The sequence below is a fragment of the Nakamurella leprariae genome (assembly GCF_016918035.1).
Lineage (GTDB): Bacteria > Actinomycetota > Actinomycetes > Mycobacteriales > Nakamurellaceae > Nakamurella > Nakamurella leprariae.
This window is the reverse complement of sequence record NZ_JAERWK010000003.1, coordinates 108,979-122,484: the sequence shown is the minus strand read 5'-3', so window position 1 is coordinate 122,484 and position 13,506 is coordinate 108,979. Positions and strand designations below refer to the sequence as shown.

The following is a 13,506-nucleotide window of genomic DNA, read 5'->3' as shown; positions in this document are numbered from 1 at the left end:
GTCGCATGCGAAGTCACCGGTCCAGCGGGCGCAGCCACCCGTTGACCAGTCCGGCCACCGGCAGCAGTGACCCGACCAGGATGATCGCGGCCCAGGCGAACTGCCACCGGCGGGTCGTCGTGATCGAGTCCATGCTCAACGCCCACAGAACGATGGACCCGAGCCCACCGCCCAGCAGGCAGGCGACGGCAGTCAGAGACAGCACCGGGTCGTCGGTGTCGGCCCCGCCGGCCGCCATCATCATCAGGACGATCCCCACCGGCGGCAGCAGCACCAGCAGCACGATGCCGGACACGATCGGCGGAAGGGCCCGATTCTCGGCAGGTCGCTGCGAAGGATCGGACGATGGCGGCATGACTGCTCCTCACGGACCTGCGGCGGGCGCCGCGGTGAGGATCAGAACTCGTCGTCTGCGGTGGGCGCATCCGTCGGTGCCACGGTGTGGACAACTCGGCTCGTCAGGACGGCTCCGACCTGGGACACGTCCGGCGGGACTGGATGGCCCGGTGCGCCCCGCCACCACGCGGAACACCACCCCGAGCACCACCAGGTTCAGCAGCATCTGCACGCTGACCAGCAGCCGTATGGCGCCCGACTCCGGGGTCATGTCGCCGAAGCCCACGGTGGCGAAGACGGTGACGCTGAAGTACAGCGCGCCGACGACGACCACGAAGATGCCCAGCGCCGGCAGCAGCCACGGCAGATCGCCCGAGCGAGGGTGCCGGACCGGGACCAGCCAGTACCCGGCCAGCAGCGCGGCGATGCCGACGAGCAACCGGACGGCGGTCCCGACGGTCGCCTGCCACGGCGGCACCAGCGGCGGCGGTCCGTCTGTTCCGGTCATCGACCCCCAGCCGATCTCGGTGACCCGACCGCCGCCGCCCAGCGGCGGTCGGCCGGGGCAGTGGGTCCGCCGAGCCACACGGGAGGCGCCGGGCGTCGACGGGACCCGGTCAGGCGTCGGCGTCCTGACCGGTGCCACCGCTCGGCGGGGTGCCGGTGGGCGGGGTGCCGGTGGGCGGGGTGCCACCCGGCGCCCGGCCGCCTGAGCTGCCAGGACCGGAGCCTCCGGGACCGCCTGGGCCCCCGGACCCGCCCGGGGCGCCGCCGCCCATGGTCGCGCCGCCCGGCGTGGTCGTGGTGTCGACCGGCACGGTCAGCGACACTGCATAGCCCGCTGCCACGCTGCCGGTCACGGTGCCCAGTTGGCTGGCCCCACCGTCGTCCCCGAAGACGTTGTCCCCCTCCAGGGTGACCCGGGACAGGTTGGAGACCGACGCTTCGTAGCCGGCCTCGGCGTAGACGACCTCGCACACGTCCTGCGGCAGCGCGACCTGGGAGGTGGCGATCGCGGTGGTCGAGTCGGTGATGCTGGCCTCGTCGGGGTAGACCTCGAAGTGGATGTGCGGCCACCGGCCGTCGTAGCAGGCCGGGAAGATGCTGGTGTACCGCACGACTCCGGCGGCGTCGGTGATCTGGACGCCCCGCAGGAAGTTCTCGTCCTCGACCCCCTCGGAGTACATCGAGTAGCCGCCCTCGCGGGTGCAGTGCCAGACGTAGACCGCCACCCCGGCGAAGGGCGCGCCGCCGTTCGCCAGATCGGTGACGGTCAGCTCCAGGGTCATCGGGACGCCCTCGGCCGTGCCCGTCGCACCACCGAAGCTGGTGCGCAGGTCGCTGCGCACGATCCCGCTCTGCTCCAGGACGTCCGGCCCGTTGGACCCGTCGCCCGGGTACGGCCCGGCGGTCTCCTCGGGGATCTCCGCGGTCGCGGACGCCGCCGCCGTCGAGCTGCTGCCGGTCGCGGCGGTGCCGTGAGCGTCGATCGTCGAGCTCCCGCACGCGGCCAGCCCGACGGTCGCCGCGCCGAGCCCCAGCGCGCGCAGCATCCGGCGCCGGGTGATCAGCGTGCTCACGTCGAAACCGAGTCCCTGGTCGACGATCTCGTCGTCCGGTCGGGGCAGTGGGCGACCCTGGTAGCTGGGTCGGGTGCGGTGCGTCATGGTGCTCCTCGCGGGCGGCGGATCTGGCGGTGTGCCGGTCGACCGGGGGTGGTCGGTCGTGACCAGCCTGCGCAAGGGACCCGGCGATGCGCTGTTCGCCGGCTGTGCCGTCGCTGTGCACGCGTGGTCGGATCGGTCCGGCAACGCCGCGGTGGCCCTTGACCCGGTGATCATCACCGTCGCACCCTGACGGCAGGTCCGACGACGGCTCGTCCCGGAGGTGGTTCCGGTGGTGGCAGCGATCGTGGTGCTGGTCCTGGCCCTGATCGGCGTGGTGGTCTTCGCGGTGATGGCGCAGGACCGCCGAGCTCCGCGGACCGGCGCCGTCCGCACCCGGTCGGGCGGCGCGGACTCCTCGGGCTCCTTCGACGGGTTCGGCATCGGCGGAGACGGCTGCGGCGGGGCCGACGGTGGTGGGTCCGACGGCGGTGGGTCGGACGGGGGCGGCGGCGGGGACTGAACGCGGTCGGCCGGGTCGGAACGGACCGGAGGCCGTCCCGACCCGGCCGATGCGTCGGGTCGATGTCTCGTCGTCGGACCCGACGCTGAGGTCAGGAGCTGGGGTCAGGAGCTGGGGTCAGGAGCTGGGGTCGGCGAACCGCGACACCGCGGCCACCTCGTCGGTGATGTGCTCCGCGGCCGAGACGACGTCTCGCGCCACCGGCGCCACGACCGACCGCGTATGCCCGGAGACCAGCCAGACGGTCACCACGGGTCGTGGACGCCTGGTCTCGGATCAGTTCCCCGTCACACCGGCGGCCGAACGGGCTCGGCGCCCCACTCCGGTCAGCCGATCTCGAAGGAGACCTGCACCTGGACCGCCACCTGCGCCGAGCCCGGCACGATCGGCATCGCGGCTTCGGCCGAGGCCGCCATGGCGACCTCCCGCGGCCAGGAACCACCGGTGGCACCCTCGGTGACCGCATGCACGGCACCCAGGGTGACGCCCGCCGCCTCGGCGAGCTGCTCGGCCTGGGTGCGGGCCTGCGCCACGGCGTCGGCCCGGGCCTGGGCGCGGAGCTGGGTGTCGTCGTCGATGGACAGGCCGATGCCGTGGACGCGGACCGCGTCACCGGCCGAACGGGTCACGGCGTCCAGCAGGGCGCCGGTCGATGACAGCGGCCGGACGGTCGCGGTGACCATGTTGGTCACCTGGTAGCCGGTGATGGCGTCGCCGTTCTGGTCGTAGGTCGGGCTCACCGACACCTGCGAGGTCTGCACGTCCGCCGGAGCCACACCCTGGTCCCGCAGTACCGCGAGCAGGTCGGTGGCGCGCTGGTTGTTGTCGTCCAGCGCGGCCTGGGCGGACGCGGCTGTGGTCTGCACCCCGAGGGAGACGGTGGCGATGTCCGGGGTGCCGGACGCCGTGCCCGTGGCCACGGCGGTGATGAGTCCACCGCTCGCGGTCGCCGCGGGCGCCGGGGCGGGCTCGCTGGTCGGTTCGGCGGCGACCATCGCGGCCGGCCGGTCCGCCTCCGGCGGCGGACCGATCGCGACATCGCCTGCGACACCGCTGGAACCGGACCCTGATCCGGCGCCGGGTGCGCCGGCCTCGAGTTCGGCTGCGGCGGCGCTGGTCGACGCCGCCGAGCTGGGCGACGCCGCGTCACCACCGGACGAACAGCTGGCGGTCAGCACCAGGGCGACGACCGCGACCCCCGCGGCGAGCGTCCGGGGCAGGATGCGCCGGTGTCCGGCGGTGGTGGTGCGGGGGTGGTCGGTCCACGGCTGGGTGCTCATCTCGTCCTCCCGGGTCCATGACGTGGTCACGGGTCAGACGGAATTCCTCGCCCACCGGGTTGCACGTGCGGTTGCCCGGTGCTGCCCCGCGCGTCACCGATCGAGCACGGGCACCGCCTCCACGGTCAGTTGCAGGAACCGGAACGACCCCGAGCTGCGGCACGATGCGTTCGCACGCGGTCACCACGTCCACCCAGCCGGCCGCGTCCGACTCGTGCAACCGGGCCGTCCGATCGGCGAGCCCGAGGGTGCACCACCGGGCGAAGTCCTCACGGCTGCCGAAATCCCAGTGCTCGTCGGTCACCTCCGCGGTCGACACCTCGAGACCCCTGGTCCGGACCCGATCCTGGAACCGTTCGAGATCGGGATGCACGAAGGGAGCGGTGAAGTCGGCGACGGCGCCGCGCGCCCGCGGCGACGTGCAGGTCTCCGTGGCGGTGCGCTCCAGGCTGGGCCGGGGACCGCCGCAGACGAACCGGAGCAGGAGCCGCCGCCAGACCGCGCAGCGCGGTTCCCTGGTCGCCGACCCGGTGCAGAGCTCGAACGAGAACACCAGGTTGAACATGTCGCCCTCGGCGAACCGGCTCTCGGCACCGCCGGTGCCGGGGCCGACCGGGCGGCCTGGATCATCCACGGTGACGGGTCGATGCCCAGCACGGCACCGTGCGGCAGCGCCGCGGCCACCAGTCGGCTGATGAACCCGTCACCGCATCCGACGTCGAGCGCGCGCTCGTCGCCGCGCAACGTCAGGACGGCCAGGGCGCGCCGGGCCATCGACCGCTGCAGTGCGCTGATCTGCTCGTACCCGGCGCCGTCCCAGTCGACCACTGCGTGCTCCGCTGATGTCCCAGCTGCGCCGGATCCGGTGCAGCGTCTGCAGTGCCGCGGGTGGGGACCTGTCGATCACCGGGTCAGGGTGTGCGCACGCTGCAGCCCCGCGTGCTTGTCCGGGTTGCGCATCAGGTAGATGGCGGCGATCCGCCCGTCGGGGTGGACGTCCATGACGGCGGCCTGGTCGAGCTCACCGTCGATCCGCACCACGGCGCCGACCTGCCCGTTGATCAGCACCGGTTCGACGGCGACCTCGCCGACCTCGGCGGCCACGGCGAGCAGGAACCGCGCCACCTTGTCCGACCCGACGATGGTCCGCAGGTTGAGCTTGCGCCGGCCGCCGCCGTCACCGATCAGGGCCACGTCCGGGGCCAGCACGTCCAGCAACGGTTGCAGCCGCCCGGTGCCGACCGCGGCCATGAACCGCTGGGTCGCGGCGGTGACCGTCTCGGGTGAGCCCGCGAACCGGGGGCGGCGGGCCTGGACGTGACCGCGGGCGCGGTGCGCGATCTGCCGGACCGCGGCGGGGGTGCGGTCCAGTGCCCGGGCGATCTCCTCGTGGTCGAACGCGAACACCTCGCGCATCACGAACACCACCCGCTCGTCGGGGGACAACGTCTCCAGGACGAGCATCATGGCGATCGACACCGAGTCGGTGAGTTCGACGTCGGAGGCGACATCCGGTGCGGTGAGCAGTGGTTCAGGCAGCCATGAGCCGACGTAGTCCTCGCGGCGGCGCTGCCGGGTGCGCAGTCGGTTGAGCGACTGCCGAGTCGCGATGCGAGCCAGGTAGGCCCGCGGCTGGTCGATCCGGGCGTGGTCGACCCCCGACCAGCGCAGCCAGGTCTCCTGCATGACGTCTTCGGCGTCCGCGGCGGAGCCGGTGATCTCGTACGCGACCGTGAACAGCAGATCCCGGTGCGCGGTGAAGGCGCCGAGCGGATCCGTGGCGGTCACGGCGAGGCCTCTCCGGGCACGCGGCACGCCTCGGCGAAGCCCTGGGACTGCAGGCCGAGCGCGGCGTTGAAGCGCGAGCGCAGGTTCTCCACGGCCACCATCATGGTCAGCTCCACCACGGCCGCATCTCCGAGCTCGGCCCGGAGCGACTCGGTCATGTCGTCGGTGACCTCGGGCGGGGTGGCGGTGGCCGCCTCCGCGTACTCCAGCACCAGCCGCTCGAGCGGGGTGAACAGCGTCGCAGTCCGCCACTGCGGCACCGCGCGCAGCTTGGCCAGGTCGACGCCGCGCCGGTGCCCCTCGAAGTAGCCGAAGTCCAGGCACCATCCGCACTCGATGCGGACCGCCACCGCCAGCTCGGCCAGCAGCTTGAGCTGGGGATCCAGGGCACGCCAGCGGGCGACGCCCAGCTCGAACACGCCCCAGCTCAGCAGCATCGCGCGGTTGCCGCTCATCGCCGTGGCGGTGTCCATGGGCTGGCCGTACATCCATCCCCCGGCGGCGTTCATCAGGCGGCCGAACCACCCGGACGGTCGGCGCAGGGGGACGCGGGCCCGGGAGGCGCGGACCTCCGGGGCGACGGGCGCAGCGGGCACGGACAGGACGGTCGACATGACGCACTCCAGCGGGACGAGCGGTCCGGTCCGACGGGTGGGACGCCCGCGGCCGGGACGGGCCGGTGGCCCGTCCAGCACAGGACACCGCCGGTCCGCTGGATGTGACAGCGGATCGGCGGTGCGCCCGGACTCCACCCGTCCGGGTGACCGGGAGCTCGGGATCAGCCGGCCGGGTCGTTCCGGCGCAGCACCAGCACCCCGTCGAGGAACTCGCTGGTGGTGCCGTCGGCGCGGGTCCCGGTGCGTGTCCGTTGCTCCACCGCGACCGTGGTCCACTGCGCCGGGTCCAGCTGCAGCTCGACGAGCGTCTCCTGCGGGGTGGGGAAGACCACGTCGTGGTGCGTGGAGCCGGACGGTGCTGCCGCGTGGTCGATGATCAGCACGGTGCCGCCCGCGGTCACCTGGGCGGCCAGCCGGCGCAGCGCACCGGCCCGGTCGAACGCGTACGGCGTCTGCAGGAAGCAGGCGCTGACCAGATCGAACCGGCCGGCCGGCGTGCTCTCGGCCAGATCGTGCCGCTCGGTGGTGACACGCTCGGCCACCCCGGCGCGGGCGGCCGCCGCCTCGGTGCGGGCCAGCGCGTTCCGCGAGATGTCGACGGCCGTCACCGTCCATCCGCGGGCGGCCAGCCAGACCGCGTCACCCCCCTCGCCGCAGCCCAGGTCCAGCGCGTGCCCCGCCGGCAGGTCGGTGACCTCGTCGACCAGGGCCGCGTTGGGACGGCCGGTCCAGATCTGCTCCGCCCCGGCGTACCGGTCCTCCCAGAACTCCACCGCCGTGGCGGGAGTGTCGGCCTCGGACGGGTGGTCCCCGGTCCGCTCGGTGTGGCTCATCGGGCCACCGCCGCGGCGGTGGGAGTGGCGCCGGCGCGGAGCCGGGCCACGGCCAGACCGGCGTCCTCCGCGGCCATGTCGGCGTTGGCCACCGCCCCGGCCATCAGGCCCTGTCCGGCCGCCGTGACCACCTGAGCCATCGGCTCGGTGATGTTGCCGGCCAGGTACAGGCCCGGCACCGAGGTCGACCCGCCCTGCCCGCTCGGGTAGGACGAGCCGGCGAACGGCGCCCCCGGAATGGGTTCCGGGCGCAGGCCGAGGCTGTCCAGCACCGGCGAGGTCGGGTCCATGGTGCTGGCCACCGCGATGACCGAGCGTGGCACGGTGGTGCCGTCGGTCAGCGTCACCCCCACGATCCGGTCGTCCTCGACGACGATGCGAGCGGCCGGCGCCGGTGCCACCGCGATGCCGAGCGCGTCCAGTTGGGCGGTCTGCTCGTCGGTCAGGTCGGGCGCGGTGTGCGGGAGGTACACGACGTCGTCGGACAGCTGACGGAACAGCAGCAGCTGGTGCATGGCCATGGGGCTGGTGCCCAGCACGCCGATCGGCTGGTCGCGCACTTCCCAACCGTGGCAGTACGGGCAGTGCACGACGTCCCGACCCCAACGCTCGGCCAGACCGGGCACCGTGGGCAGCTGGTCCCGGGCGCCGGCGGCCACGAGGAGCCGTCGGCAGGTGAGGGTGCTGCCATCGGCCAGCTCCACCGCGAATCCGGGCTCCAGCGCGCGGGCCGCCACCGCGTGACCCCGGCGGACCGAGCCGCCGTACTGCTCGACCTCGGCGGTGCCCAGGCGGACCAGCTCGGCCGGCGGGATGCCGTCCCGGGTCAGCAGGTTGTGCACGCCCTCGGCCGGGGCGTTGCGCGGTGACCCGGCGTCGATCACCACCACCGAGCGGCGGGACCGTCCGAGGGCGACGGCCGCCGCCAACCCGGCGGCGCCACCGCCGACCACCACCACATCCACATCGGTGCCGTCCCGGTCCGGGCCGCTGGTTCCGTCGCTGCTCATGTCGAGTTCCTCATCTCATCGTCCGTGCCCGCTCACAGTGCGGTCACCGCCGCGCTGGTTGCAAGGAATCTTCCCGATCTGCAAACTCGGGGGATGACCGACGACGTGGACGCAGTCCTGGACGGAGTGGGCGCCCGCCTGCAGGCGGCGCGCCGGGCCACCGGCGCCACGCTGGCGGAAGTGGCCGCGGCCACGAAGGTCTCGTCCAGCACGCTGTCCCGGCTGGAGAACGGTCGGCTGCGTCCGACGCTCGAGCAGTTGCTCCCGCTGGCCCGGTTCTACGCGGTCCCGCTGGACGACCTGGTCGGCGCCCAGCCCACCGGCGATCCCCGGGTGCACCTGCGACCGGTGCGCCGCGGCGGGATGATCTACATCCCGTTGTCCGTGCGGCCCGGAGGCATCCAGGCATACAAGATCGTCATGCCGCCCAGCCGCCCGGCCCGGGCCTCGCTCAAGCGGCATCCCGGCTACGAGTGGCTGTACGTCCTCAGCGGCCGGGTGCGGCTGCTGCTCGGCGACCTCGACCTGGAACTGGGGCCCGGGGAGGCGGCCGAGTTCGACACCCGTGAGGGGCACTGGCTCGGCAACGCCGACGACGGTCCGGGCGGGCAGCCCGCCGAGCTGGTGGTGCTCTTCGGCCGCGAGGGGGAGCGAGCACACCTGACCACCGGTCCCGGCGGATCCGTGTCGGCGGGCGGATCCGGCTCGTGACCGAGTTGCCCGGATCGCCCTGACGCAGGACGAACGCCGACGTGCGGTGAGATGGGCGCATGACCATCGACGACTCGGAGCGACCCGCCACCGAACTGGGCCGTGGGGCCAACACCACCCTGACCGCGAGCGCGATCACCGTGCTGGTCGGCGGCGCCGAACCCGGCGCCGTCGATCTCATGGCGTTCCAGCTGGGGGGCGACCGGACGGTCCGCAGCGACGCGGACTTCGTCTTCTTCAACCAGCCGCGCTCACCGGAGGGCGCGCTCGAGGTGCGCGGCGGTGCCGAACTGGCGATCGACCTGACCGCGGTGCCCGCCGCGATCGAGACCATCGCGGTGACCGTCGCGCTGGACGCGAGCCGTTCCGGCGCGCTGGCGGACATCCCCGCGCTCGGCGTCACCATCGTGCCGACCGACGGCTCCGGCGCGCTACTGGCCCCGGCGGCCGGGCTCACCACGGAGCGGGCCGCGGTCCTGGTCGAGATCTACCGCCGTGCCGACGCGTGGAAGGTGCGGTGCGTCTCGGCCGGGTGGGCCGAGGGGCTGGCCGCCCTGGTCCGCGAGCACGGCGTGACCGTGGACGACGAACCGGCTCCGGTCACGCCGACCGCATCGGCCGCGCCGGCACCGGCTGTGCCGGCACCGGCCGCGCCCCCGGCGCCGCCCGTCGAGGACGGTCCGCGCTCGGTGCCGGGGGAGGAGCGGCTGTCGCTGGTCAAACGGCAGGCCCTGGACCTGCGCAAGCGCGAGGTGCACCGGGTGCTGCTGACCAAGGGCGTGGCCGGCGAGCGGGCCCGCACCATCCTCGTCATCGACAAGACCGGGTCGATGTACGACGAGTACGCCAGCCGCCTCGTGCACCGGGTGGTCGAGCGGATGGTGCCGGTGGCCACCCAGCTCGACGACGACGGCTCGTTCGAGGTCTACCTGTACGCCAAGTCCTTCGCCCGGCTGCCCGACCTGACGGTCGCCGACCTGGAGACCTGGCCGGACGAGTACCTGCACATCTCCGGCAAGCACGGCGGCATCGACTACAAGAAGATCGGCGGGATCAACGACGAGATCCCGATCATCACCGAGGTGATGGGCGAGGCGTCACCGGACCGCAGCCCGACTCTGGTGCTGTTCTTCACCGACGGCGGCTTCCACAAGCGGCGGGAGATCACCGCGCTGATGAAGCGGGCCGCCGACCTGCCGATCTTCTGGGTGTTCGTCGGGCTCGGCGCGAACGACTACGGGCTGCTGACCAAGCTGGACGACATGGGCGGCCGGACGGTCGACAACGTCGACTTCTTCGCGGTGGACGACATCGACCGGGTGGACGACGCCGAGCTCTACCGTCGCCTGCTCGGTGAGTACCCGGAATGGCTGCGCGCAGCGCGGGCCACCGGCATCGTGGCACCGACCGGGTGAATCGCCCGGTCGACCCACACTCGCGAGGTCAGGACTGCGGTGATCACCCGTCCGGGCGGCAACTTCGCCCCGGGGTGACGGCCGGCGCCGGACCGGTGCTGCGCACCATGGTCGGCTCCGACGACCCGGTGGTCCCACCGTCGGCGGCCGACGCCTTCCTGCAGCGGTGGCCAGCACCGACACCACGCTCATCACGGTGGACGGGGCCAGCCACGAACTGCAGGCCGACGCCCCGGACCGCGCCGAGTTCCGGTCCACACTGCGGGCGACCGCCGACTGGCTGGCCGAGAAGCTGGGCTGAGCAACGGCTCCCGAGCCGGGCTCAGGTGCCGCAGAAGGTGCGGTAACTGCTGGCGAAGTCGCGGGGTGCCGGTTCGGCGTACCGCTCGAGGCCGGGCCGGACGTCGAACGGCGCGGAGACCGCGTCCAGCAGCTGCTCGAACGGCGCGAGATCGCCGTCGGTGCCCGCCGCCAGCGCCTCCTCCACCAGGTGGTTGCGGGGGATGACCACGGGGTTGACCCGGTCCATGGCGTCCGCGTCGGGGCCGAGCGCGAGCCAGCGGTCCAGCCAGGCGTCGATGGCGGCCAGGTCGAGGAACTCACCACGTGCGGGCTCGCGATCATCCCGGGCGGCCAGGGCCAGTCGCCGGAACAGCGAGGTGTGGTCGACGTGGCTGCGCTGCATCTGCACCAGCAGATCGTCGATGAGCGCGGCGGCCACCGCCTCGTCGAGACCGTCCGGCAGACCGAGCTTGGCCTGCATGCCGGCCGACCAGGCGTCGCTGTACCGCGGGCGGAAGGTCTCCAGCACCGCGACGGCGCGCGGGACGGCGGCCTCCTGATCGGCGTCGATGAGCGGGAGCAGCGTCTCGGCGAACCTGGCCAGGTTCCACTCGGCCACGACCGGCTGGTTGCGGTACTGGTAGCGCCCGCCCTCGTCGATGGAGCTGTAGACCGTCGTCGGGTCGAAGGCGTCCAGGAAGGCGCACGGGCCGTAGTCGATGGTCTCGCCGGAGATGGTCATGTTGTCGGTGTTCATCACGCCGTGGATGAAGCCGAGCAGCATCCACCGCGCGACCAGCGTCGCCTGCGCCGCGACCACCGCCTCGAACAGGGCCAGCGCCGGGATCTCGGCGTCCGCGGCGGCGGGATGGTGCCGGGCGATCGCGTGATCGGTCAGCCGCCGCAGCAGCTCGGGATCCCCGGTGGCGCGGGCGTACTGGAACGACCCGACGCGCAGGTGGCTGGCCGCCACCCGAGCGAGGACGGCGCCGGGCAGCAGGGTCTCCCGCTGCACGGGGCGGCCGGTCGAGACCACGGCCAACGACCGCGTGGTGGGCACACCGAGGGCGTGCATGGCCTCACTGATGACGTACTCCCGCAGCATCGGACCGACCGCGGCCAGGCCGTCGCCGCCGCGGGAGAACGGCGTGCGACCGGAGCCCTTGAGGTGCAGGTCGCGCAGCCGGCCGGCGCCGTCGGTGAGTTCCCCGAGCAACAGGGCCCGCCCGTCGCCGAGCCGGGGGCTGTAGCCGCCGAACTGGTGGCCGGCGTAGGCCTGGGCGACGGGGGCGGCCCCGTCCGGCACCCGGGTTCCGGTGAGCAGGCCGACGCCCTCGGGTGTCCGCAGCCAGTCGACGTCCAGCCCGACCGCGGCCGCGACCGGCCCGTTCAGGGCCAGCAGCCGTGGCTGCGGCGTCTCGACCGCCTGCCACGACAGGGCCAGTTCGGGCAGCTCGGTGGCGAAGCGGTGCTGCAACGACACGGTCGACGTCGCGGTCTGGGCCGGCGCGATGCTCACCTCCACCACTGTACGGTGGGGCCCGCCCCCCCGCCACGCCGCCGCCCCCCCCCGCGGGGGGGGGGGGGGCGGCGCCCGTCTCGCGATGCGGTGGCGCCGGAGCTCAGCCGACGGCCTTGGTGTGGGCGTCGACGTCGGGACCGTGCTCGCCCGGCCGGCCCCCGGTCGACTTGGCCCGCCGGTCCAGGCCGACCATCAGGATCGCCGACAGCAGCATGAAGCCGCCGACCACGAACATCGGCAGCGTGTACGAGCCGGACAGGTTGCGCAGCCCGCCGGTCGCATAGCCGGCCGCGAAGCCGGCGATGTTGCCGAAGGTGTTGATGAGCGCGATGCCCGCCGCCGCCGCCGCGCCGGTGAGGAACCGGGAGGGGATCGTCCAGAAGTTCGGCAGGGCCGCGAAGATCGCGCAGGCGGTGACGGTGATGACGGCGATGGTGGCCGTCGGCGAGCCCATGTACAGGGCCAGCGGGATGCTGATCCCGCCGATGAGTGCGGGGACGGCGATGTGAAAGGTGCGGACGCCGCGCCTGGTGGCGTCCCGCGACCAGAGCAGCATGACGATCGCCGCGGGCAGGTACGGGATCGCGGTGATCAGGCCGCGTTCGACCAGGCCGAACGAGACGCCGAACTGCTCCTGGAACCCGGTGATGATCGTGGGCAGGAAGAACGCCAGGGCGTACAGGCCGTAGATGAAGCCGAAGTAGACGAAGCACAGGGCCCAGACCCGGCCGTTGTCGAGCACGGATCGGAAGCTGTGCGAGCCGCCGGAGTCCTTGGTCTCCCGCTCGGTGGCCAGCGCGCCCTCGAGCCATTCCTGCTCGGGCTGGGACAGCCACCTGGCCCTGTTCGGCCGGTCGGGCAGGTAGAACCAGGCGATGACGCCGACGACGATGGCCGGGACGGCGACGGCCAGGAACATGAACCGCCAGCCGGCCAGGCCGAGGAAGCCGTCGTGCGTCATCAGCCAGCCGGCGAGCGGGGCGCCGAGCACGGTGGTCAACGGCTGGGCCAGGTAGAACAGCGCCAGGATCTTGGCCCGGTGTGCGGCCGGCACCCAGGTCGACAGGAACAGGATGGCGCCCGGGAAGAACCCGGCCTCGGCCACGCCGAGCAGGAAGCGCAGCACGTACAGGCCCTCGGCGCTGCTCACCCAGGCGAACAGGGCGGCCACGATGCCCCAGCTGACCATGATCCGGGCCAGCCAGCGCCGGGCGCCGAACTTGTGCAGCGCCAGGTTGCTGGGCACCTCGAGGATGATGTACCCGATGAAGAAGACGCCCGAGGCGAAGCCGAACTGGGCCGCCGAGAGGGTGAGGTCCTCGTTCATCCCGTTCGGTCCGGCGAACGAGATCGCGGTCCGGTCCAGGTAGTTGATGAAGAACATCAACGCGACGAACGGCACCAGCCGCAGCGAGACCTTCCTGATCGCCGAGCGCTCGAGCGCGCCCGTGCTCCGGCTTGATGCGTCCATCGCCCACTCCTGTGTCTGGCGCCGACGGCGGTCGGGGGCACGACGACGCCCCGGGGTCACGACTGCGCGCGACCGCCACGTCGCTCCGGCTGAGAAGGCCGGCCGCGGGCGGGT

At 73.1% G+C, this 13,506-nt stretch carries 17 protein-coding genes; 5 read left to right on the top strand and 12 right to left on the bottom strand.

The annotated features are described in order from the left end of the window. Window positions 1-13 precede the first annotated feature (13 nt). The 3 genes from JL106_RS01860 to JL106_RS01850 all read right to left on the bottom strand — a co-directional run bounded on the left by JL106_RS01860 (window position 14) and on the right by JL106_RS01850 (window position 2,003). Window positions 14-355: a hypothetical protein gene (locus JL106_RS01860; protein ID WP_205258986.1), complete on the bottom strand. Its 342-nt coding sequence runs from the start codon at window positions 353-355 to the stop codon at window positions 14-16. A gap of 9 nt (window positions 356-364) precedes the next feature. Then, window positions 365-844: a potassium channel family protein gene (locus JL106_RS01855; RefSeq protein WP_205258985.1), complete on the bottom strand. Its 480-nt coding sequence runs from the start codon at window positions 842-844 to the stop codon at window positions 365-367. 109 nt (window positions 845-953) lie between these two features. Further along, window positions 954-2,003: an intradiol ring-cleavage dioxygenase gene (locus JL106_RS01850; RefSeq protein WP_205258984.1), complete on the bottom strand. Its 1,050-nt coding sequence runs from the start codon at window positions 2,001-2,003 to the stop codon at window positions 954-956. Between the two features lie 58 nt (window positions 2,004-2,061). Here JL106_RS01850 and JL106_RS21450 point away from each other — a divergent pair, with 58 nt between their 5' ends. Both JL106_RS21450 and JL106_RS01845 read left to right on the top strand, forming a co-directional pair. Then, on the top strand, window positions 2,062-2,193 hold the full coding sequence (locus tag JL106_RS21450; RefSeq protein WP_268927921.1) for a hypothetical protein: 132 nt from the start codon (window positions 2,062-2,064) through the stop codon (window positions 2,191-2,193). A gap of 39 nt (window positions 2,194-2,232) precedes the next feature. Next, window positions 2,233-2,463 (top strand): hypothetical protein, encoded by a 231-nt coding sequence (locus JL106_RS01845; protein WP_205258983.1) that lies wholly within the window; start codon window positions 2,233-2,235, stop codon window positions 2,461-2,463. A gap of 117 nt (window positions 2,464-2,580) precedes the next feature. Here the strand turns inward: JL106_RS01845 and JL106_RS21445 are convergent, their stop codons facing one another. From JL106_RS21445 to JL106_RS01815, 7 genes are all read right to left on the bottom strand, one after another. After that, window positions 2,581-2,712, bottom strand: coding sequence for a hypothetical protein (locus JL106_RS21445; RefSeq protein ID WP_268927920.1), 132 nt, complete (start codon window positions 2,710-2,712; stop codon window positions 2,581-2,583). A gap of 77 nt (window positions 2,713-2,789) precedes the next feature. After that, window positions 2,790-3,773, bottom strand: coding sequence for an SIMPL domain-containing protein (locus JL106_RS01840; RefSeq protein WP_205258982.1), 984 nt, complete (start codon window positions 3,771-3,773; stop codon window positions 2,790-2,792). 270 nt (window positions 3,774-4,043) lie between these two features. Continuing rightward, window positions 4,044-4,517 carry a class I SAM-dependent methyltransferase gene (locus JL106_RS01835; protein ID WP_236006558.1) on the bottom strand — a complete coding sequence of 158 codons (474 nt, stop codon included), beginning with the start codon at window positions 4,515-4,517 and terminating at the stop codon, window positions 4,044-4,046. A 129-nt stretch (window positions 4,518-4,646) separates the two neighbouring features. Continuing rightward, window positions 4,647-5,531: an RNA polymerase sigma-70 factor gene (locus JL106_RS01830; RefSeq protein ID WP_205258980.1), complete on the bottom strand. Its 885-nt coding sequence runs from the start codon at window positions 5,529-5,531 to the stop codon at window positions 4,647-4,649. Then, window positions 5,528-6,145, bottom strand: a complete 618-nt coding sequence (locus JL106_RS01825) for a carboxymuconolactone decarboxylase family protein (RefSeq protein ID WP_205258978.1) — start codon at window positions 6,143-6,145, stop codon at window positions 5,528-5,530. Before JL106_RS01825 ends, JL106_RS01830 begins: the two co-directional genes overlap by 4 nt. A gap of 164 nt (window positions 6,146-6,309) precedes the next feature. Further along, the gene (locus JL106_RS01820; protein ID WP_205258977.1) at window positions 6,310-6,981 is read right to left on the bottom strand and encodes a class I SAM-dependent methyltransferase; all 672 of its coding nucleotides are present in this window, start codon (window positions 6,979-6,981) and stop codon (window positions 6,310-6,312) included. Continuing rightward, on the bottom strand, window positions 6,978-7,991 hold the full coding sequence (locus JL106_RS01815; protein ID WP_205258976.1) for an NAD(P)/FAD-dependent oxidoreductase: 1,014 nt from the start codon (window positions 7,989-7,991) through the stop codon (window positions 6,978-6,980). Before JL106_RS01815 ends, JL106_RS01820 begins: the two co-directional genes overlap by 4 nt. A 93-nt stretch (window positions 7,992-8,084) precedes the next feature. Between JL106_RS01815 and JL106_RS01810 the strand changes: the two genes are divergently transcribed. From JL106_RS01810 to JL106_RS21440, 3 genes are all read left to right on the top strand, one after another. Next, on the top strand, window positions 8,085-8,702 hold the full coding sequence (locus JL106_RS01810; RefSeq protein ID WP_205258974.1) for a helix-turn-helix domain-containing protein: 618 nt from the start codon (window positions 8,085-8,087) through the stop codon (window positions 8,700-8,702). 59 nt (window positions 8,703-8,761) lie between these two features. Then, window positions 8,762-10,117 carry a vWA domain-containing protein gene (locus tag JL106_RS01805; protein ID WP_205258973.1) on the top strand — a complete coding sequence of 452 codons (1,356 nt, stop codon included), beginning with the start codon at window positions 8,762-8,764 and terminating at the stop codon, window positions 10,115-10,117. Window positions 10,118-10,283: 166 nt separating this feature from the next. Continuing rightward, complete coding sequence (locus JL106_RS21440) at window positions 10,284-10,418, top strand: hypothetical protein (RefSeq protein ID WP_268927919.1); 135 nt, start codon at window positions 10,284-10,286, stop codon at window positions 10,416-10,418. 21 nt (window positions 10,419-10,439) lie between these two features. Here the strand turns inward: JL106_RS21440 and JL106_RS01800 are convergent, their stop codons facing one another. Both JL106_RS01800 and JL106_RS01795 read right to left on the bottom strand, forming a co-directional pair. After that, window positions 10,440-11,918, bottom strand: a complete 1,479-nt coding sequence (locus tag JL106_RS01800) for a protein adenylyltransferase SelO (RefSeq protein ID WP_328840994.1) — start codon at window positions 11,916-11,918, stop codon at window positions 10,440-10,442. Window positions 11,919-12,021: 103 nt separating this feature from the next. Next, window positions 12,022-13,392, bottom strand: coding sequence for an MFS transporter (locus tag JL106_RS01795; protein ID WP_205258970.1), 1,371 nt, complete (start codon window positions 13,390-13,392; stop codon window positions 12,022-12,024). Window positions 13,393-13,506: the final 114 nt, after the last annotated feature.